The following is a 19,236-nucleotide window of genomic DNA, read 5'->3' on the forward strand; positions in this document are numbered from 1 at the left end:
GACCCCGACCGGCTCCCGCAGGGTGAACGTCAGCGCGATGCCGTGCGGGGAGTTGGAGAAGGGGATCGACCGGCCCTCGATCTTGCTGGCCCAACCGGACATGTAGTGGAACAGATCGGCCGCCATGGGGAGGTCGGCGACGCCGGCGAACCTGATCGGCTTTCCGTTGTCGAGGGTGTCCAGCCGGGCCAGTTCGTCGGCATGTTCCAGGATCAGATCGCCGATGCGATGGATGATCCGGCCCCGCGCGGCGGGCGCCATGCGCCGCCAAGGCCCTTCGTCGAAGGCCTCCCGGGCCGCCGTCACGGCACGGTCGACATCCGCCGCGCGAGCCCGGGCCACGGTCGCCAGCGGCTCCTCGGTGGCGGGGTTCAACGTCACGAACGTCTCCCCGTTCACCGCGTCGACCCATTTGCCGCCGATGAACAGCTGCCGGGCCGACGCCGGGAACGCGTCAGTGGGGTGCGAGGTCATCGTCTGACTTCCCTTTCGCTGGACGGGCGTGCAGCCAATGTCGCAGGGGGCCGGTGACGAACCCCTGAGAAGGCGCTGACGTGCTGTGCGCGGGGCGGGTCCGGATGGTGCGCCGGCCCCCGGACGGGGGATGACCGGGGGCCGGCGCCTCCCGTCGGCCGGGAGGCAGAGAGGTGACGGTCACGCCTTCCTGTCGGCCGGCAGGCCCAGGGCGATCAGTGCCGCGATCGCGGCGCCCGCCGCCATGGCCAGCGAGGTCGTCATGGCGGCGTCGGAGGGACCGTCACTGCCGGAGGCGAGTGCGAGGTAGATGCTGCCGTAGGCGGCGACGCCGATCACCTGCCCGAGCTGGTTGACGGTGGTCAGGACGCCACTGGCGTCCGCGGCGTGGGCGGCCGGCACATGGGCCACGGCGAAGGCGAACAGGGTGCTGAACGCCAGGCCCATGCCGGCGCCGAACAGCCCGATCGAGACCTCCATGCCGACGTTGATGTCGCCCGAGCGGGTGCTCAGCGCGAGCCCGACGAACGCCACGGCGGACAGCGCCAGGCCGGCCGGGATCATCCGGCGGTGCCAGTGGGCGGGCAGCTTGCGCCAGTTGAGGCTGGAGACCGCGAACATCACCGCGCTGGGCAGGAACACCAGGCCGGCGACGAGGGCGTTGTGCCCCAGTCCGGACTGCACGTACACCGTGAGCAGGAACAGGATGCCGCCGTAGCCGCCGAGCGCGGCGAGGATCGCCAGGGAGGAGACCACCATGCCGGGGGCCCGCAGCAGCTTGCCGTGGATCAGCGGTGATCCGCCGCCGCGGTCGGTGCGGCGCTCGAACAGTGTGAAGACAGGGATGAGCAGCACGAAGAGCGCCAGGCAGGCCCAGGTCCAGGCCGGCCAGTGCAGCTGGTGGCCGAGGACCAGCGGCAGGACGAGGGCGAACACCGCGACCATGAGGGTGACAAGGCCGACCAGGTCGAGCCCGAGGCCGGGGGTGCCGGTGTCGCGCGGGATGGTGCGCCGGCCGGCCAGCAGCAGCCCGATACCGATCGGCACGTTCACCAGGAAGCACAACCGCCACTCGGTGCCGAAGAGGTCGGCGGCGACCAGGACACCGCCCAGCACCTGGCCGACGATGGCGCCGCCGGAGATGGTGGCGCCGTAGCGGCCGAGCGCGCGGGCGCGGCCGTCGCCGCTGAAGTTCAGCTGGATCATGCTGATGACCTGGGGCACCATGAGCGCGGCGCCGACGCCCTGCACGAACCGGAAGATGATCAGTGCCAGTGCGGTCCAGGCGACCCCGCAGGCGAGGGACGCGAGCGTGAAGAGTGCGACGCCGGCCAGGAACATGCGGCGGCGGCCGAACAGCGCGCCCAGCCGGGCCCCGGTGATCAGCAGGACGGCGTACGAGATGATGTAACCGTCGATGACCAGTTGCTGTTCGGCCCCGGAGGCGTCCAGGTCCGTGCCGATCTTCGGCACGGCCACGTTGACGATGGCCACGTCCAGGATGGCCATGAAGACGCCGAGGAGCAGGATGGTTAAGAGCGGACCGGATCCGTCCGCCGGTTCCGTGACCGGCGTCGCCTTGCCGGCTGAACTCGTTGTCGCCTCGGCCATTGAGCACTCTCCACTCGTGCCTACACTGGGCTCGGACCGATCAGTCCGGGACTGATCGGTCCGGGACTGATCGGTCCCGAATTTAGGGGCCGACGGGGCCGACGTCAACACGAACGAGTCCGGCCATCGGAAAGCGGCCGGAAAGGGGTGAGGAGATGGCACGTCGCGCGGCAAGCGGCACTCGGGAGCGGATTCTCGAAGTGGCGGCCCGCCTGTTCAACGAGCACGGAGTGCGCGCCGTCGGGATGCAGCAGGTAGTGGCGGAGACGGGCCTGGGAAAGAGCCTGCTCTACCGGGAGTTCCAGGGGAAGGACGACCTCGTCGCGGCCTGGCTCCAGGAGCGGGACGCACAGTGGTGGCAGGAGGTGGACGCCGAGACCGCCCGACACGGCGGCGACCCGGCCCGGCAGATGCTGACCGTCGTGGAACTGGCCGACAAACGCGTGCACTCCCCGCGGTTTCGCGGTTGCACGTTCTACAACACGGTCGCCGAGTTCCGGGACCCCGCCCACCCGGGCCGGCAGGAGGCGATGGCGCACCTCGAACGGGTGCGGGCGCGGCTGCGGGCGCTGGCCGCGGAAGCCTCCGCCGAGGATCCCGACGCCCTCGCCGACGACCTGATGCTCGTGATCGCGGGCCTCTACGCGACCGGCGCCGCATTCGGCGTCGACGGTCCCCCGAGCCGGGCACTTGCTGCGGCCCGGGCACTCATCGGCATGCACGCACCGCGGGAAGCGACGTCCGAAGCCCTCGCCTGACCCGACCCGGCGGGCCACGCCGGTCCCGTCAGCGGGCGGTCAGCGCCGTCCGGGCACAGTGAGCCCGGACGGCACCGCGACCCGCCCCGGCCCGGTGCTGCCACCCGAGACGTCGGCACGGCCCGGGAGGGGACCATGAGCGAGCGTTCCGGAAGGATCGGCACCCTCCGACGGGTGACCGTCGTGGCCAATCCGGCGGCGGGTTCGACGGACGCCGGCTACGTCTCGGCGGTCGCCTCGCTGTGCAGTTCCCACGCCGAACAGGTGCAGGTGTTCTGGACCCGGCGCCCCGGCCACGCCACCGAGCTGGCCCGCCGGCTCGCCTCCGGGTCGGGCCCGGCGGGCGGACGACCGGATCTGATCGTCGCCGTCGGCGGCGACGGCACCCTGCGCGAGATGGCGGCCGGCATGGTGGGCGGCGGTCAGGACGCCGCACCGCCCCTGGCCGTCCTGCCGGGCGGCACCGGGAACAGCAACTACCGTTCCCTGTGGGACGACGTGCCCTGGACCCAGGCCCTGACCGCGGCGCTCAGCGGCGTCGGCGCCGAACTGCGCAAGCTGGACCTCGCCCGGATCGGCGACCCGTCGCGCCTGGTGCTGCTCGGCGCCAGTACCGGCATCTCCTCGGCGGCCACCGCCGCGGCACGCGACATCCAGGTCACCGGCCGGTCCCGCTACCGGGCGGCGCTGCAGACGATCATCCCCGGCTACGTCCCCTACCCGGGAGCCGTCACCGTCGACGGCGTCACCGTGCACCGCGGTCCGACCGTCCTGGTGAACGTCGGCGGCGGACGGCACCGGGCCGGGGTGTTCGAGATCCTCCCGCACTCCGTGCGCGACGACGGGCTGCTGGACGTCTGCGTGATCGGCGCCGCCGTACAGCCCGCGCAGGCCTTGGAGCTGATGCGCTCGGGCGCGCACCTGGGCCGCGCCGGAGTGGTCTACCGGCAGGGCCGCACCATCACCGTCGCCCGGACCGACGGCGCTCCCCTGCTGTTCGAGAGCGACGGCGAGGTGATACCGGGCGAGCGGACGTCGTTCACGATCGAGGTCGTACCGAACGCCCTGCCCGTGCTGGGCTCCGACCGCCGTCCGGGCGGCTGACACCGGACGCTCGCGAGGGCCGGTCTCCGGGACGGGAGACCGGCCCTCTGCCGTGGCTCAGATGAACGCGCCGGCCGACGGGCTCTCGCCGGTGCTCGCCGCCGCGCTCGACGTCGTGACGCTCGGGGAGTCCGAGACAGGGCCGCTCGCCGAGTCGGTCGTGCTGGGACTGTCGGACGGGGCCGGCGACGAGGACGATGCCGACTCGGTCGGTGTCGGCGACCCGGTCGACTTCGACGGGGTCGGCGACGGCGACTTCGAAACCGACGCCGACGGCGACGGGGACTTCGACGGCGAGCTCGTCGTACCGCCGCTCGACGACCCCTTCGTCCCCGTGGCCGAAGCCGAAGGCGTCTTCGTGTCCGACGGGGGCGTCGGGTCGTCCGACGTGCCCAGGGTGCCGTCGGGGCCCGGGTCCGTCGGCTTGGCCGTCGCCGTGCCGGTGTCGCCCGTGCCCGGCGTCTGCCCGGGGTCGGCGCCGAGGCTGCCGTCACCCGTGCCCTCGCTCGCCGACGGGTTGACGCTCACGTCGTTGGACGGGTTGTCGGCGTTGTTGTTGGAGGTCATGCCGAGGGTGACCACGGTGCCCAGGACGGCCGTCAGAAGCACCCCCGCACCCACCGCCACCAGGTTGCGGCGGGCCATGCGGACAAGGCCGCCCCCGCCGCCCTGCGCCGGCGTCGGCCGCCCCGGGACCCTGTGGGTCACCAGGGTGTCCGAGACCGGCGAGTGGACCGCCGGGAAGGGCGTCGTGACGCCGCCCGCCGGGGATATGGACTCCTCGTGACGGGCATCGGGAATCTCGTCGCCGGCCATCGCGGCGACGGCCGGGATGACCTCGCCCGAGCGGTCCGCCACCAGGGCGAGGGCCCGCCGGCCGGCCGTCGTGCCCCGCTTGTCGGCGAGCGCCCCGCGCAGGCCGATCGAGGCCTCCAGCTCGGCCCGCGCGCGGTCCAGCTGGTCGCCGCAGAGCGCGAGGATGCCGAGTTCATGGTGGAAGTAGGCCTGTTCGCCGACCTCGCCGGCGAGCCGGGAGGCCTCCGCACCGGCCCGCAGCACCCGTTCCCAGGCGCTCCAGTGCAGCCCCGCCGCGAACGCCGGCGCGGCCGTACGGGCCAGTCGTACCGGCGTGCTGTCCTCGTCCTCCGCCGGCGGGACCGTCTCGGGCACCAGCAGCGTCAGCGCGGCGAGGACCGCGTCGGCCTCCGCGCAGACCCGCTCCGGGGAGACCGAGGGGTGCCCGGCCCACCAGCCGTAGTGCTGGGCGGCCGTGAGGGCCTGGGCCGTCGCGTCGTCGGCGTATCCGGCGGCCTCCAGCTGCTGCAGGACGCCCGCGGCGAGCCGGTAGCGGGAGCCCACCGGGGAGACCAGTCCGCAGCCCGCCAGTTCGCCGAGGGCGGCGTCCGCGTGGGTGTCGCCGACGAGGGCGGGCAGATGCGCCTGGTTCGGCACCTCGCCGCCGAGGGCGACCGCGAAGCGCAGGGTGGCCCGGGCGGAGCCGCTGAGCCGGGAGGCGAGCAGCGGGGCGGGCGCGGCGGCCTCGCCGAGGGACGGGAGCGGGACCTCTTCGGTCGCCTCGGCGTCGAAGGGCGCGTCGACCGGCAGATCGGCGAGATCGGAGAGATCGGACAGGTTCGATGCGAAGACGCCGAACTCGTCGACGGCGCCCGCGCTGGCGCGCACCTGGTCGCGCTGGCGCAGCAGCGCGCCCGCCTGGACGAACCGCAGCGGCAGGCCCTCGGACTCGAACCAGAGGTCGCCGGCCCAGTTGGCCTCCTCCTCGGTGAGCACCCGGCCGACCGCGCGCTCCAGGATGTCGACGCCGCCGGCCCGCTCCAGGCCGCTGAGGAAGACCTCCTCGACCGCGGAGTCGGCGGTGGGTGCCGGCACGTCCGGGGTGGCGCCGATCAGGAAGGCGCACTCGGGGGTGGCGTCGATCAGCTCGTCGAGCCCGGCGCCGCCGAACTCGATGTCGTCGAGGACGACGACCGCGCCGATGTCGCGGACCAGTTCGAGGAGCTCGTCGGGTCCGGGGCGGTGCGCGGGCGCCTTGTAGACGGCGCGGAAGAGTTCGTGGAGCAGGTCCTCGGGCGTGCGGTGGAAGCCGTTGAGGCGGACCACGCCGTCGGGGGCGAGGTCGGAGCAGTCGTCGGCGACCAGGTCGAGGAGCGCGGTGCGGCCGGAGCCCGAGGGGCCGGTGAGGCGCACGGAGCGGCCGCGGGCGAGGAGCCGGACGAGCCGCTCGCGGTCGTCCTGGCGTTCCAGGAGCGGCAGCTCGGGCTGGGCGGGACCGGGCGGGACCGGCGGCCGGACGGCGCGCTCGTACTCGGCGCGCTCGGCGGCGGTGCGCTTCTCGGGTCTGGCGGGGCGTTCGGTCGGCGGGCAGGGTTCTATCTCACTGCCGTCGACGGGGTTGACGGTCAGCAGGAAGTCGCCGCTGACCAGCCGCGTGGTGCGGGCCGTCGTCGGCGCGCTCTGGCCGAAGTCGGTGGTGAGGGATTCCCTGGGCGGGCGCTGGCGCGGCGAGCTGCCGTCGCCGTCCTGGCCGTACCCCTCGGGTCCCGGGTTGATCGGGTCCATAGGTTCCTAGCCCCCCAAAAGCGTCGTGTGCCGTGCATACCGGCCCTCCCCGGCCTGTTGCACACCGCGCTGTCGCTTCTGGTCCGGGCCCGCGCTCGAAGGGTGACTAGGCGGCGGGCGACCGAACCCTAAACCTTCGCACAGTATCTACGACAGTCCGGGGTACCGCGCCGTCCGAGACATCACAGTCTCGTGAGGATTGCGTCTGACGTGCGCTTGCGCGCCGTCCGACCGGGTCACCCCCGTCGCCCGGTTCACACCGGATCGCCGTGTCTCAATGGTTTGCCGTGTCCCGGCGGTTCGCCGCCGCACAGCCCGTCGCCGGTCCCGGTGTCAGACCCGGGGCAGCGACTCCACCCCGATGCCCCCCTCGATCGCCAGGATCCGGTGCAGCCGGGTGGCCACCAGCAGGCGCTGCATCTGCGGCGGTACGCGGCGCAGCACCAGGCGGCGGCCGCAGCGGCCGGCCCGCCGGTGGGCCCCCATGATCACCCCGAGTCCGGTGGCGTCCCAGGAATCCAGCTCGGACAGGTCCAGCACCAGATCGCCGACTCCGTCGTCGACGGCCGAGTGCAGGACCGTACGGGCGTCCGCCGCGCTGCGTACGTCGAGGCGGCCCCCGACGACCAGCTCGGCGTGGTCGCCCCTGATGTACATATGCGCTCCCCGAGAGTGCGTGTCCTACTCCGTGAAAGTGATGTCCGGTAATGCAACCTCTGACTGCGTTCGCCGGTCAGAGGTTGCCATCTGTAAGCAAACCGATACCGAATTCACCCCCGAGGGTGAAAACCCCGGGGTTTGTGCGTTTTGAGTGGCGGTCAGAGGCCTACGTACTGATGTTCAGTACGTGTAGAAGCCCTGCCCGCTCTTGCGCCCGATGTCACCGGCGTCAACCATCCGGCGCATCAGCTCCGGCGGGGCGAACTTCTCGTCCTGCGACTCGGTGTAGATGTTGCTGGTGGCGTGCAGCAGGATGTCGACGCCGGTGAGGTCGGCCGTGGCCAGCGGGCCCATGGCGTGACCGAAGCCCAGCTTGCAGGCGAGGTCGATGTCCTCGGCGGTGGCGACGCCCGACTCGTACAGCTTGGTGGCCTCGACGACGAGCGCCGAGATCAGCCGGGTCGTCACGAAGCCGGCGACGTCCCGGTTGACGACGATGCAGGTCTTGCCGGTGGACTCGGCGAACTCCCGCGCGGTGGCGAGGGTTTCGTCGCTGGTCTTGTAGCCGCGGACCAGCTCGACGAGCTGCATCATCGGCACCGGTGAGAAGAAGTGGACGCCGACGACCCGCTCGGGGTGCTCGGTGGCCGCCGCGATCTTGGTGATCGGGATGGCGGAGGTGTTGGAGGCGAGTACGGCGTCGGGGCGGACGATCTTGTCGAGGGCGCGGAAGATCTCGTGCTTGACTTCCAGCTTCTCGAAGACGGCCTCGACCACGATGTCCGCGTCGGCGACCGCGTCCAGGTCGGTGGTCGTGGTGATGCGGGCCAGGGCGGCGTCGGCGTCGTGCGCCTCCAGCCGGCCCTTGCTCACGAACTTGTCGTACGAGGCCTGGATGCCGCCGACCGCACGGTCCAGCGCCTCGTCGGTGACGTCCCGCAGGACCACGTCCCAGCCGGCCTGCGCGGCGACCTGGGCGATGCCGGAACCCATCAAGCCGGCCCCGATGACGGCAAGCTTCCGTGCCACTCCGCTCCCCTTACACGCTGTTGAGGTATGCCTCTTGGGCGGGACCCTAGCGCTCGTCGGGGGCCCGGAAACCCGGTAAGTAACGCGTGTCACGGTCTCAGGACGTGAGACAACCGTCACGTCCCGTCAGGCATCTCCGACGGCACGGTCCGTTTCGCGCCACGTACGGCGCGGCCCGGCGGCTTCGGGACACCTTTACGCTGGCCGCATGGTCAATCTGACGCGCATCTACACCAGGACCGGCGACCAGGGCACCACCGCCCTCGGGGACATGAGCCGGGTCGCCAAGACGGATCTGCGGATCTCGGCGTACGCGGACGCCAACGAGGCGAACGCGGTGATCGGGACGGCGATCGCGCTGGGCGGGCTGGCGGAGGAGGTCGTCAAGGTGCTCACCCGGGTGCAGAACGACCTCTTCGACGTCGGCGCGGACCTGTCGACGCCGGTGGTGGAGAACCCGCAGTATCCGCCCCTGCGGGTCGAGCAGTTCTACGTCGACAAGCTGGAGGCGGACTGCGACCGCTTCAACGAGCGGCTGGAGAAGCTCCGCTCCTTCATCCTCCCGGGCGGCACCCCGGGCGCGGCCCTGCTCCACCAGGCCTGCACGGTCGTACGGCGGGCCGAGCGGTCGACGTGGGCCGCGCTGGAGGCACACGGCGAGGCGATGAACCCACTGACCGCGACCTACCTCAACCGGCTGTCGGACCTGCTGTTCATTCTCGCCCGCACGGCCAACAAGGGCGTCGGGGACGTGCTGTGGGTGCCGGGCGGGGAACGGTAACTCCGCCGCCGACGCGGGAGTTGGGGATCCGACGGCCGTATACAAGAGTGGTCCAGACCTATTGACCGGTGGTCCAGACCTTTCTATTCTCGCGGCACCATGGGCATGAAGGCTCAGTCATGCCCACGTCATCCCCGATCGAGAGGGAGGCGCAGCATGCGCTTCAGACACAGAGTCGCGGCAGGGCTCGCGACGCTGGTGCTCCCCCTGGCCGGCCTGGTCGGCATCGCGAGCCCCGCCCAGGCCGCGACGTCCGCCACCGCGACCTATGCCAAGACCTCGGACTGGGGTACCGGCTTCGGCGGCCAGTGGACCGTCAAGAACACCGGTACCACCACCATCAGTTCGTGGACCGTCGAGTGGGACTACCCCTCCGGAACGTCGGTCACCTCCGCCTGGGACGCGGACGTCACCTCCTCCGGCACCCACTGGACCGCCAAGAACAAGTCCTACAACGGCTCCATCGCCCCCGGCGCCTCCGTCTCCTTCGGCTTCAACGGCGCCGGTTCGGGATCGCCGAGCAACTGTCTGCTCAACGGCGCCAGTTGTGACGGCGGTACCACCGTCCCCGGTGACGCGGCGCCCTCCGCGCCCGGCACCCCGACCGCGTCCGGCATCACCAACACCTCGGTGCAGTTGAACTGGTCTGCCGCCACCGACGACAAGGGCGTCAAGAACTACGACGTCCTGCGCGACGGCAAGGTGGTCTCCACGGTGACCACGACCTCGTACACCGACACGGGTCTGACGGCCGGCACCGACTACTCGTACACCGTGCAGGCCCGCGACACCGCGAACCAGACCGGCCCGGTCAGCGGCGCGGTCGCGGTGCACACCACCGGCGGTACGACCACTCCCCCGACCACCGGCTCCAAGGTCAAGCTCGGCTACTTCACCGAGTGGGGCATCTACGGCCGCAACTACCAGGTGAAGAACCTGGTGACGTCCGGGTCCGCGGCGAAGATCACGCACATCAACTACGCCTTCGGCAACGTGACGAACGGTCAGTGCGCGATCGGCGACGCCTACGCCGACTACCAGAAGACGTTCACCGCCGACACGTCGGTCAGCGGCGTCGCCGACACCTGGGACCAGCCGCTGGCCGGCAACTTCAACCAGCTGCGCGAGCTGAAGGCCAAGTACCCGAACATCAAGATCCTCTGGTCCTTCGGCGGCTGGACCTGGTCCGGCGGCTTCGCGCAGGCGGCGGCCAACCCGACCGCGTTCGCGGACTCCTGCTACAACCTGGTCGAGGACCCGCGCTGGGCCGATGTCTTCGACGGCATCGACATCGACTGGGAGTACCCGAACGCCTGCGGTCTGAGCTGCGACACCAGCGGTTCGGCGGCCTTCAAGAACCTGATGTCCGCGCTGCGCGCCAAGTTCGGCTCCAGCAACCTGGTCACCGCGGCCACCACGGCCGACGGCTCCTCCGGCGGCAAGATCGACGCCACCGACTACGCGGGCGCCTCCCAGTACGTCGACTGGTACAACGTGATGTCGTACGACTTCTTCGGCGCCTGGGCGACCACCGGCCCGACGGCCCCGCACTCCCCGCTCACCTCGTACACGGGCATCCCGACCGCCGGCTTCGACACGGCCGACGCGATGGCCAAGTTCAAGGCGCAGGGCGTGCCGGCGAGCAAGCTGCTGATCGGCATCGGGTTCTACGGCAGAGGCTGGACCGGCGTCACCCAGGACGCGCCGGGCGGCACGGCCACGGGTGCGGCGACCGGAACGTATGAACAGGGCATCGAGGACTACAAGGTCCTCAAGACGTCCTGCCCGGTCACCGGCACCATCGCGGGCACGGCATACGCCCACTGCGGCACCAACTGGTGGTCGTACGACACCCCGTCGACGATCGCCGGGAAGATGAGCTGGGCCAAGTCCCAGGGCCTCGGCGGCGCGTTCTTCTGGGAGTTCAGCGGTGACACCAGCGACGGTGAGCTGGTGAGTGCCATCAACTCCGGGATGAGCTGACCCCTTCGCACCACCCCCCAACCCCCCACCCCGTCGCGGGCGGCCTTCGGGCCGCCCGCGACGGCGCGTCTCACCCCCCGCACGCCCCCCGCGTGCGCGGAGGGGGACGTTCGGCCCTGCGGGCAGGCCGGTCGGCGGCTGAAAGCGAGCCGTCGGCCGGGAAGAATCGATGTCTCCAGCAAGCAAGCGGAACGATTCATTCGGGGGAAAGAATGAAGCGCAGGCAGAACAGGCCGCACCCATCCGGACCGGCGGCACGGCCGGCCGGCTCCGAAGAACGGCCGGTCACATCCAGGGCGACCTCGTTGGGGGTGTTCACCGGGGCGACCATCGCGGCCCTCCTGGCCGCCTCGCCCCTCAGCTTCACGGTGTCACTCAGCCCTGAACCGCACACGGTCGCCGTCGGTCAGGGCGCCGACGCCCCGAATCCCCTGTGCCGGGCGGCAAGGAACTAGGCGACATTCACCCGTTGCCCGGGCGGGGCCGCCTCCAGCCAGGCGAGGAAGCCCGTCAGCGCGTCCTCGCTCATGGCGAGTTCGAGACGGGTGCCGCGGTGGGTGCAGGCGAGGATGACGGCGTCGGAGAGCAGGGCCAGCTCCTCCTCCCCCTCGGGGAGACGGCGGCCGGCCACCTCGATCCGGTCGCGCTCCAGGACCCGGCGGGGGCGGTAGGCGTACGAGAAGACGCGGTACCACTCCACGCTGTCGCCGTTGTAGCGGGCGACGCCGTAGCTCCAGCCCTTGCCGCTGGTGTCCGTCTTCTCGGGGACCTCCCAGCGCAGGGAACAGTCGAAGGTGCCGCCGGAGCGCTGGATCAGTCTGCGGCGCAGGCCGAACAGGAAGAGTCCCACCACCACCAGCGCGACCACGATTCCGGCCACAGTCAGAGCGAGGAACATCGGCACCGACCTCCTCGTCTCCTAGGTAATGGAACGTAAAAAGACCCAGATCTACCTCAGCCGCGGCTGGGTCCGGAATGGCTCCGGCCCCAGCCGCGGCTGAGTTACGTCAACGCATACGCGCAGTGTGTCAGCGCGCTGTCGCCGCCCGCAGACGGACGTCGGCGCGCCGCTCGGCAGTGGCGTCGCCCTCCGCCTTCGCGCGCTCCAGCTCACGCTCCTCGCGCTGGACGTCGATCTCGTCCGACAGCTCGGCGGTCTCGGCCAGCAGCGAGAGCTTGTTGTCCGCGAAGGAGATGAAACCGCCGTGCACCGCGGCGACGACCGTTCCACCATCACTCGTACGGATGGTCACCGGGCCCGACTCCAGCACACCGAGCAGCGGCTGGTGACCGGGCATGACGCCGATGTCGCCGGACGTGGTGCGCGCGACGACCAGGGTGGCCTCGCCGGACCAGACCTGGCGGTCCGCGGCGACGAGCTCGACGTGCAGCTCAGCAGCCAAGGGTGGCTCCTCGGGTCACCACCCGGCAGGGGTGCCGGGTGTTGGGGTCAATTCTAGTAGGCGTGAGTGAGGGGGCGGGACGCGCCCGCCCCCTCACCCGAAGAACGCAATGAGTTCGGAAGAACTCAGGGTGTTCAGGAGACGCCCAGCTCCTTGGCGTTGGCCTTGAGGTCCTCGATGCCACCGCACAGGAAGAACGCCTGCTCCGGGAAGTGGTCGTACTCGCCGTCGATGATCGCGTTGAACGCGGCGATCGACTCCTCCAGCGGGACGTCCGACCCGTCGACGCCGGTGAACTGCTTGGCGACGTGGGTGTTCTGGGACAGGAAGCGCTCCACGCGACGGGCACGGTGGACGGTGAGCTTGTCCTCCTCGCCCAGCTCGTCGATACCGAGGATCGCGATGATGTCCTGGAGGTCCTTGTACTTCTGGAGGACCGTCTTCACGCGCATGGCGGTGTTGTAGTGGTCCGCCGCGATGTAGCGCGGGTCCAGGATCCGGGACGTGGAGTCCAGCGGGTCCACGGCCGGGTAGATGCCCTTCTCCGAGATCGGACGGGAGAGCACCGTCGTCGCGTCGAGGTGGGCGAAGGTGGTGGCCGGGGCCGGGTCGGTCAGGTCGTCCGCGGGGACGTAGATCGCCTGCATCGAGGTGATCGAGTGACCGCGGGTCGAGGTGATGCGCTCCTGGAGGAGACCCATCTCGTCGGCCAGGTTCGGCTGGTAGCCCACCGCGGAGGGCATCCGGCCGAGCAGGGTCGAGACCTCGGAACCGGCCTGCGTGAAGCGGAAGATGTTGTCGATGAAGAACAGCACGTCCTGCTTCTGCACATCGCGGAAGTACTCCGCCATGGTCAGACCGGCCAGGGCCACGCGCAGACGGGTGCCCGGGGGCTCGTCCATCTGGCCGAAGACAAGGGCGGTCTTGTCGATGACGCCCGAGTCGGCCATCTCCTCGATGAGGTCGTTGCCCTCACGGGTGCGCTCGCCGACACCGGCGAACACGGAGACACCGTCGTGGTTGTTGGCGACGCGGTAGATCATCTCCTGGATGAGCACCGTCTTGCCGACGCCGGCACCGCCGAACAGACCGATCTTGCCGCCCTTGACGTACGGGGTCAGCAGGTCGATGACCTTGACGCCGGTCTCGAACATCTCGGTCTTCGACTCGAGCTCGTCGAAGTTCGGGGCCTTGCGGTGGATGGACCAGCGCTCGCCCTCGTACTGCTCGTCGACGTTCAGCACCTCACCGAGGGTGTTGAACACCTTGCCCTTGGTGAAGTCGCCGACCGGGACGGTGATGCCGTCGCCGGTGTCGGTGACCGGGGCCTGGCGGACCAGACCGTCGGTGGGCTGCATGGAGATGGTCCGGACCAGGCCGTCACCCAGGTGCTGGGCGACCTCCAGGGTCAGGATCTTCTTCTCGCCGGCGTTGGCCGGGTCGGCCACCTCGACGTGCAGCGCGTTGTAGATCTCCGGCATCGCGTCGACGGGGAACTCCACGTCGACGACCGGGCCGATGACCCGGGCGACGCGGCCCGTGGCCGTCGCGGTCTCAACAGTGGTGGTCATTAGCGGTCACTCCCCGCGGTCGCGTCGGCCAGGGCGCTGGCGCCACCGACGATCTCGCTGATTTCCTGGGTGATTTCGGCCTGGCGGGCCGCGTTGGCAAGCCGGGAGAGCGTGTTGATCAGCTCGCCCGCGTTGTCGGTGGCCGACTTCATCGCGCGCCGCGTGGCAGCGTGCTTCGAAGCCGCCGACTGGAGCAGCGCGTTGTAGATACGGCTCTCCACGTAGCGCGGCAGCAGGGCGTCGAGGACGTCCTCCGCCGAGGGCTCGAAGTCGTACAGCGGAAGGATCTCGCCCTGGGGCTTCTCCTCCGCGACCTCTTCGAGGCGCAGCGGCAGCAGCCGGGCGTCGAGCGCCGTCTGCGTCATCATCGACACGAACTCGGTGTAGACGATGTGGAGTTCGTCCACCCCGCCGTCCGCCGTCTCCGTCTCGATGGCCTCGATCAGCGGCGCCGCGACCTTCTTGGCGTCCGCGTACGAGGGCTCGTCGGTGAAGCCCGACCACGACTCCACGACCTTGCGCTCGCGGAAGTTGTAGTGGGCCAGACCGCGGCGGCCGACGATGTACGTGTCGACCTCCTTGCCCTCCGCCTCAAGGCGCGCCGTCAGCTGCTCGGCGGCCTTGATGGCGTTGGAGTTGAAGGCACCGGCCAGACCGCGGTCGCTCGTGAGGAGCAGCACCGCGGAACGGGTCGGCGTCTCCGCCTCGGTGGTCAGGGGGTGCTTGGTGTTCGACCCCGTACCGACCGCCGTGACCGCGCGGGTGAGCTCGGTCGCGTACGGCGCGGAGGCCCGCACCTTGCGCTGCGCCTTGACGACACGCGAGGCGGCGATCATCTCCATCGCCTTGGTGATCTTCTTGGTCGCGGTGACGGATCGGATGCGACGCTTGTAGACCCGGAGCTGGGCTCCCATGAGTCAGGTCCCTTCCTTACGTCACTTGGCCGCGGCCGGGGCGTCCTCGCCGAGAAGCTTGCCGTCCGAGGTCTCGAACTGCTTCTTGAACTCGGCGATGGCGTCGGCAACAGCGGTGAGGGTGTCGTCCGACATCTTGCCGCCCTCCTTGATGGAGGTCATGAGGCCCTGCTCCTTGCGGTGCAGGTACTCCAGGAGCTCCTTCTCGAAGCGGCGGATGTCGGTGACCGGGACGTCGTCCATCCGGCCGGTGGTACCGGCCCACACGGAGACGACCTGGTCCTCGGTCGACATCGGCTGGTACTGAGCCTGCTTGAGCAGCTCGACCAGTCGCTGACCACGCTCCAGCTGCGACTTCGACGCGGCGTCCAGGTCGGAACCGAAGGCGGCGAACGCCTCCAGCTCGCGGTACTGGGCGAGGTCCAGACGGAGGCGGCCGGAGACCTGCTTCATCGCCTTGTGCTGCGCGGAACCGCCGACTCGGGAGACGGAGATACCGACGTTCAGCGCGGGGCGCTGACCGGCGTTGAACAGGTCCGACTCCAGGAAGCACTGGCCGTCGGTGATGGAGATGACGTTGGTCGGGATGAACGCCGAGACGTCGTTGGCCTTGGTCTCGACGATCGGCAGACCGGTCATCGAGCCGGCGCCCATGTCGTCGGAGAGCTTCGCGCAGCGCTCCAGCAGACGGGAGTGCAGGTAGAAGACGTCACCCGGGTAGGCCTCACGGCCCGGCGGGCGGCGCAGCAGCAGGGAGACGGCGCGGTAGGCGTCGGCCTGCTTCGAGAGGTCGTCGAAGATGATGAGGACGTGCTTGCCGTCGTACATCCAGTGCTGGCCGATGGCCGAGCCGGTGTACGGCGCCAGGTACTTGAAGCCGGCCGGGTCGGAAGCCGGGGCGGCGACGATGGTCGTGTACTCCAGCGCGCCGGCCTCTTCGAGGGCGCCACGCACGGAGGCGATGGTCGAGCCCTTCTGGCCGATGGCGACGTAGACGCAGCGGACCTGCTTCTTCGGGTCGCCCGAGCGCCAGTTGTCGCGCTGGTTGATGATCGTGTCGACGGCCAGGGCGGTCTTGCCGGTCTGGCGGTCACCGATGATCAGCTGGCGCTGGCCGCGGCCGACCGGGGTCATCGCGTCGACGGCCTTGTAGCCGGTCTCCATCGGCTCGTGGACCGACTTACGGGCCATGACGCCCGGAGCCTGCAGCTCCAGGGCGCGGCGGCCGGACGTCTCGATCTCGCCGAGGCCGTCGATCGGGTTGCCGAGCGGGTCGACGACGCGGCCGAGGTAGCCCTCGCCCACCGCGACGGAGAGGACCTCACCGGTGCGCTGCACCGGCTGACCCTCCTCGATGCCGCTGAACTCACCGAGGACGATGGCGCCGATCTCGCGCTCTTCCAGGTTGAGCGCGAGGCCGAGGGTGCCGTCCTCGAACTTCAGCAGTTCGTTGGCCATGGCCGAGGGGAGGCCCTCGACCTTCGCGATGCCGTCGCCGGCAAGGGTGACCGTACCGACCTCCTCGCGCGAGGCCGCGTCCGGCTTGTACGACTGGACGAAGTTCTCCAGCGCGTCCCGGATCTCCTCCGGCCGGATCGTGAGCTCCGCCATCTGGGTTCCCTGCTCTCCTTGTTGGGCCCGAAGTTTCACTTGGGGGGTCTGGGGGCGACCCCCAGGATTCTTCATGTACGGCCCAACCCGGGCCGTCGTAAGTACGTACTGCTTGTTCTCGACTACCGAGGTGCTAGCTCGCCATGCGGCGGGCCGCGTCCTCCAGCCGGTCCGCGATGGAACCGTTGATGACCTCGTCACCGACCTGCACCCGGATCCCGCCGACGACCGCGGGGTCGACGTCGAGGTTGAGGTGCATCGTGCGGCCGTAGAGCTTCGCGAGGGCGGCGCCCAGGCGCTGCTTCTGCGGCTCGCTCAGCGGCACCGCCGAGGTGACGACGGCGACGACACGGCTACGACGCTCCGCGGCCAGCTTGGACAGGGCCTCCAGGCCCGCTTCCAGGCTACGTCCCCGCGGCACGGTCACAAGGCGCGTGACCAGACGCTCGGTGACCGGCTTGGCGCGGCCGCCGAGCAGCCGGTGCAGCAGCTCGGTCTTCGCGGCGACGGTGGCCTTGCGGTCGGTCAGCGCGGCGCGCAGCTCGGTGCTGGAGGCGACGATCCGGCCGAACCGGAACAGCTCGTCCTCGGCGTCGTCCAGCGTGCCGGACTTCTCCGCGGCCGTGAGGTCGGCGGTGTTCGCCAGCTCCTCCAGCGCGTCCACCAGGTCGCGGGTCTGCGACCAGCGGGAGCGGACCAGGCCGGACACCAGGTCGGCGGTGGTCTCGGAGACCTGGCCGCCGATCAGGCGCCGGACCAGCTCGGCCTTCGCCTCGCCGGCCTGTGCCGGGTCGGTGAGGACGCGGCGCAGGCCTCCCTCGCGGTTGAGCAGCGCGGTGACGGCCGCCAGCTCGTCGGCGAGCCGCGTCGCGTCCACGGACGTGGAGTCCGTCAGCGCGTCGAGACGCTCACGTGCGGCTGCCGCGGCTTCGCGGCTCGCTCCGTGCGCTGTCATCGAGCCGCCTCGGCCTTCTCCTCAAGCTCGTCGAGGAAGCGGTCGATCACGCGGCTCTGCCGGGCGTGGTCCTCAAGGGACTCGCCGACGAGCTTGCCGGCCAGGTCGGTGGCCAGGTGGCCGACGTCCTGACGGAGCGCCTGCGCGGCGGACTTGCGGTCGGCCTCGATCTGCGCGTGACCGGCGGCGACGATCTCCTCACGCTGCCGCTGGCCCTCGGCGCGCATCTCGGCGATGAGCGTGGCGCCCTGCTCCTGAGCCTCCTGGCGCAGGCGCGCGGCCTCGTGACGGGCCTCGGCCAGCTGCGCCTTGTACTGCTCAAGGACGCTCTGGGCCTCGGTCTGCGCGGCCTCGGCCTTCTCGATACCGCCCTCGATCGCCTCGCGGCGCTGCTCCAGAACCTTGTTGATGTTCGGAAGGAGCTTCTTGGCGAGGAAGCCGAAGACGATGACGAAGGCGATCAGGCCGATGACGAGCTCTGGGATCGGCGGGATGAGGGGGTTTTCGGCCTCCTCAGCCGCAAGCTGAACCAGGGGGCTCATATCAGTGCCTTTCGTCTATTGGTGCGCGACGGGCGGGTCAGGAGGTCGGGTAGACGAACGGCATGACCAGACCGATCAGGGCGAGCGCCTCACAGAAGGCGAAGCCGAGGATCTGGTTGGCGCGGATGAGGCCGGCAGCCTCGGGCTGGCGGGCGAGCGCCTGCGTACCGTTGCCGAAGATGATGCCGATACCGACGCCCGGGCCGATCGCCGCGAGGCCGTAACCGATGGAACCGAGGTTGCCCTTGATCTGGACGCCGGCGGCAAGGGTTTCGAGAGCGGACATGCCGGTTCTTCCTTCTCTTTCAATGACCGGTGGGGGTTGGCCACCGGATGTCTGGGTGGGTGGTGGGACGGCTCAGTGGTGCTCGGCGAGCGCGCCCTGGATGTAGCTGCAGGTCAGCAGTACGAAGACGTACGCCTGGACAGCCTGGATGAAGAGCTCGAAGGCGGTCATCACGAGGACCATGACGAACGAGACACCGGAGTAGGCGATGCCGATGTCGTTCAGCATGTACCAGCTGGCGATGGTGAAGAGCAGCAGCAGGGTGTGACCTGCGAACATGTTCGCGAAGAGTCGCACGGCGTGGGTGAACGGCCGGACGATGAGGTTCGAGAAGAACTCGATCGTCATCGACAGCGGCAGCACTCCGCCGAGCGTCTTGTCATAGCCGGTGACGTTCTTGAAGAAGCCGACGAAACCCTGGCGCTTGAAGGTGAGCGCGACCCACGTGATGTAGACGAGGCCGGCCAGGACCGCGGGGTACGAGATGATCGCGGTGACCGGGAACTGGGCGATCGGGATGATCGACCAGAGGTTCATCATCCAGATGAAGAAGAAGAGCGAGACGACGAACGGGACGTACTTCTCGCCTTCCTTCTTGCCGATGGTCTCGTAGACGACGCCGCGCCGGACGAAGTCGTAGCCGGTCTCGGCGATCATCTGGAGCTTGCCCGGGACGACCTTCGGCTTCGCGAAGGCGGCCCAGAAGAAGCCCACGATGACGATCGACCCGAGCAGCGCCAGCAGCATCGTCTTGTTGAAGTACAGGTTGCTGTCCGCGTCGCCGAAGAGCGGCTTGAACAGGAACGAGTGCAGGCCCGGAGCCGGGAAGCCACACCCGTCGAACAGGTGACAGCTCGTGTCGAAAGCGAGCGTCTGCGTCGGGTCAGCACTCACCGCGGGCTCCTTCATCGTGGCGCATGGGTACGGCAACCTCGTTGTGTCGGCGCGGCGCAGGGCCGCGGTTCGGCACGGGA

General features: G+C 70.1%; 19 protein-coding genes. 4 read left to right on the plus strand and 15 right to left on the minus strand.

Translation table 11 applies throughout. The annotated features are described in order from the left end of the window. Together KVT45_RS43580 and KVT45_RS43585 are read right to left on the minus strand one after the other, a co-directional pair. Positions 1-474, minus strand: a 474-nt coding sequence (locus tag KVT45_RS43580; protein ID WP_217555076.1) for an aldehyde dehydrogenase family protein, incomplete at its 3' end; no start/stop codon positions are given. Positions 475-654: 180 nt separating this feature from the next. Further along, entirely contained in the window at positions 655-2,085 is a 1,431-nt protein-coding gene (locus KVT45_RS43585; RefSeq protein ID WP_254648216.1) for an MFS transporter, read from the minus strand. A gap of 155 nt (positions 2,086-2,240) precedes the next feature. Between KVT45_RS43585 and KVT45_RS43590 the strand changes: the two genes are divergently transcribed. Together KVT45_RS43590 and KVT45_RS43595 are read left to right on the plus strand one after the other, a co-directional pair. Continuing rightward, positions 2,241-2,843, plus strand: coding sequence for a TetR/AcrR family transcriptional regulator (locus KVT45_RS43590; protein WP_217555077.1), 603 nt, complete (start codon positions 2,241-2,243; stop codon positions 2,841-2,843). Positions 2,844-2,978: 135 nt separating this feature from the next. Continuing rightward, complete coding sequence (locus tag KVT45_RS43595) at positions 2,979-3,947, plus strand: diacylglycerol kinase family protein (RefSeq protein WP_217555078.1); 969 nt, start codon at positions 2,979-2,981, stop codon at positions 3,945-3,947. 57 nt (positions 3,948-4,004) lie between these two features. Here KVT45_RS43595 and KVT45_RS43600 read toward each other — a convergent pair whose 3' ends face one another. The 3 genes from KVT45_RS43600 to KVT45_RS43610 form a co-directional block, all read right to left on the minus strand. Beyond that, positions 4,005-6,527 (minus strand): ATP-binding protein, encoded by a 2,523-nt coding sequence (locus KVT45_RS43600; protein WP_217555079.1) that lies wholly within the window; start codon positions 6,525-6,527, stop codon positions 4,005-4,007. Positions 6,528-6,860: 333 nt separating this feature from the next. Continuing rightward, complete coding sequence (locus tag KVT45_RS43605; RefSeq protein ID WP_030596935.1) at positions 6,861-7,184, minus strand: STAS domain-containing protein; 324 nt, start codon at positions 7,182-7,184, stop codon at positions 6,861-6,863. Between the two features lie 183 nt (positions 7,185-7,367). Then, entirely contained in the window at positions 7,368-8,216 is an 849-nt protein-coding gene (locus KVT45_RS43610) for a 3-hydroxyacyl-CoA dehydrogenase family protein (RefSeq protein WP_089098749.1), read from the minus strand. A 208-nt stretch (positions 8,217-8,424) separates the two neighbouring features. Between KVT45_RS43610 and KVT45_RS43615 the strand changes: the two genes are divergently transcribed. After that, on the plus strand, positions 8,425-8,997 hold the full coding sequence (locus KVT45_RS43615) for a cob(I)yrinic acid a,c-diamide adenosyltransferase (protein WP_217555080.1): 573 nt from the start codon (positions 8,425-8,427) through the stop codon (positions 8,995-8,997). 156 nt (positions 8,998-9,153) lie between these two features. Beyond that, positions 9,154-10,980 (plus strand): glycoside hydrolase family 18 chitinase, encoded by a 1,827-nt coding sequence (locus KVT45_RS43620; RefSeq protein ID WP_217555081.1) that lies wholly within the window; start codon positions 9,154-9,156, stop codon positions 10,978-10,980. A 196-nt stretch (positions 10,981-11,176) separates the two neighbouring features. Here the strand turns inward: KVT45_RS43620 and KVT45_RS57860 are convergent, their stop codons facing one another. The 10 genes from KVT45_RS57860 to atpB all read right to left on the minus strand — a co-directional run bounded on the left by KVT45_RS57860 (position 11,177) and on the right by atpB (position 19,171). Next, positions 11,177-11,311: a hypothetical protein gene (locus KVT45_RS57860; RefSeq protein WP_302832635.1), complete on the minus strand. Its 135-nt coding sequence runs from the start codon at positions 11,309-11,311 to the stop codon at positions 11,177-11,179. Positions 11,312-11,431: 120 nt separating this feature from the next. Beyond that, entirely contained in the window at positions 11,432-11,878 is a 447-nt protein-coding gene (locus KVT45_RS43625; protein WP_217555082.1) for a DUF2550 domain-containing protein, read from the minus strand. Positions 11,879-12,008: 130 nt separating this feature from the next. After that, positions 12,009-12,383, minus strand: coding sequence for a F0F1 ATP synthase subunit epsilon (locus KVT45_RS43630; RefSeq protein WP_181805896.1), 375 nt, complete (start codon positions 12,381-12,383; stop codon positions 12,009-12,011). 134 nt (positions 12,384-12,517) lie between these two features. Beyond that, a complete protein-coding gene (atpD, locus tag KVT45_RS43635; RefSeq protein WP_217555083.1) occupies positions 12,518-13,954 on the minus strand; it encodes a F0F1 ATP synthase subunit beta in 1,437 nt (478 codons plus the stop codon). Further along, positions 13,954-14,868 (minus strand): F0F1 ATP synthase subunit gamma, encoded by a 915-nt coding sequence (locus tag KVT45_RS43640; RefSeq protein WP_217555084.1) that lies wholly within the window; start codon positions 14,866-14,868, stop codon positions 13,954-13,956. Before KVT45_RS43640 ends, atpD begins: the two co-directional genes overlap by 1 nt. A gap of 21 nt (positions 14,869-14,889) precedes the next feature. Beyond that, positions 14,890-16,479: a F0F1 ATP synthase subunit alpha gene (atpA, locus tag KVT45_RS43645; protein WP_217555085.1), complete on the minus strand. Its 1,590-nt coding sequence runs from the start codon at positions 16,477-16,479 to the stop codon at positions 14,890-14,892. A 133-nt stretch (positions 16,480-16,612) separates the two neighbouring features. Then, entirely contained in the window at positions 16,613-17,434 is an 822-nt protein-coding gene (locus KVT45_RS43650; protein ID WP_217555086.1) for a F0F1 ATP synthase subunit delta, read from the minus strand. Next, positions 17,431-17,976 (minus strand): F0F1 ATP synthase subunit B, encoded by a 546-nt coding sequence (locus KVT45_RS43655; protein ID WP_089098758.1) that lies wholly within the window; start codon positions 17,974-17,976, stop codon positions 17,431-17,433. The genes KVT45_RS43650 and KVT45_RS43655 overlap by 4 nt, the downstream gene beginning before the upstream one ends. Before the next feature lie 37 nt (positions 17,977-18,013). Beyond that, a complete protein-coding gene (gene atpE, locus KVT45_RS43660) occupies positions 18,014-18,262 on the minus strand; it encodes an ATP synthase F0 subunit C (protein WP_217555087.1) in 249 nt (82 codons plus the stop codon). A 72-nt stretch (positions 18,263-18,334) separates the two neighbouring features. Further along, positions 18,335-19,171, minus strand: a complete 837-nt coding sequence (gene atpB / locus KVT45_RS43665; protein WP_217555088.1) for a F0F1 ATP synthase subunit A — start codon at positions 19,169-19,171, stop codon at positions 18,335-18,337. Positions 19,172-19,236: the final 65 nt, after the last annotated feature.

Origin of the sequence: Streptomyces sp. GbtcB6, from assembly GCF_019091475.1 — a bacterium.
Lineage (GTDB): Bacteria > Actinomycetota > Actinomycetes > Streptomycetales > Streptomycetaceae > Streptomyces > Streptomyces hyaluromycini.

Bases quoted from the DNA above. Each gene is read 5' to 3' on its own strand.
- KVT45_RS43655 (WP_089098758.1), bottom strand. From the start codon at position 17,976: ATGAGCCCCCTGGTTCAGCTTGCGGCTGAGGAGGCCGAAAACCCCCTC.
- KVT45_RS57860 (WP_302832635.1), bottom strand. From the start codon at position 11,311: ATGGTCGCCCCGGTGAACACCCCCAACGAGGTCGCCCTGGATGTGACC.
- KVT45_RS43605 (WP_030596935.1), bottom strand. From the start codon at position 7,184: ATGTACATCAGGGGCGACCACGCCGAGCTGGTCGTCGGGGGCCGCCTC.
- KVT45_RS43620 (WP_217555081.1), top strand. From the start codon at position 9,154: ATGCGCTTCAGACACAGAGTCGCGGCAGGGCTCGCGACGCTGGTGCTC.
- atpA (WP_217555085.1), bottom strand. From the start codon at position 16,479: ATGGCGGAGCTCACGATCCGGCCGGAGGAGATCCGGGACGCGCTGGAG.
- atpB (WP_217555088.1), bottom strand. From the start codon at position 19,171: ATGAAGGAGCCCGCGGTGAGTGCTGACCCGACGCAGACGCTCGCTTTC.
- KVT45_RS43585 (WP_254648216.1), bottom strand. From the start codon at position 2,085: ATGGCCGAGGCGACAACGAGTTCAGCCGGCAAGGCGACGCCGGTCACG.
- atpE (WP_217555087.1), bottom strand. From the start codon at position 18,262: ATGTCCGCTCTCGAAACCCTTGCCGCCGGCGTCCAGATCAAGGGCAAC.
- KVT45_RS43595 (WP_217555078.1), top strand. From the start codon at position 2,979: ATGAGCGAGCGTTCCGGAAGGATCGGCACCCTCCGACGGGTGACCGTC.
- KVT45_RS43590 (WP_217555077.1), top strand. From the start codon at position 2,241: ATGGCACGTCGCGCGGCAAGCGGCACTCGGGAGCGGATTCTCGAAGTG.
- atpD (WP_217555083.1), bottom strand. From the start codon at position 13,954: ATGACCACCACTGTTGAGACCGCGACGGCCACGGGCCGCGTCGCCCGG.
- KVT45_RS43650 (WP_217555086.1), bottom strand. From the start codon at position 17,434: ATGACAGCGCACGGAGCGAGCCGCGAAGCCGCGGCAGCCGCACGTGAG.
- KVT45_RS43600 (WP_217555079.1), bottom strand. From the start codon at position 6,527: ATGGACCCGATCAACCCGGGACCCGAGGGGTACGGCCAGGACGGCGAC.
- KVT45_RS43625 (WP_217555082.1), bottom strand. From the start codon at position 11,878: ATGTTCCTCGCTCTGACTGTGGCCGGAATCGTGGTCGCGCTGGTGGTG.
- KVT45_RS43615 (WP_217555080.1), top strand. From the start codon at position 8,425: ATGGTCAATCTGACGCGCATCTACACCAGGACCGGCGACCAGGGCACC.
- KVT45_RS43640 (WP_217555084.1), bottom strand. From the start codon at position 14,868: ATGGGAGCCCAGCTCCGGGTCTACAAGCGTCGCATCCGATCCGTCACC.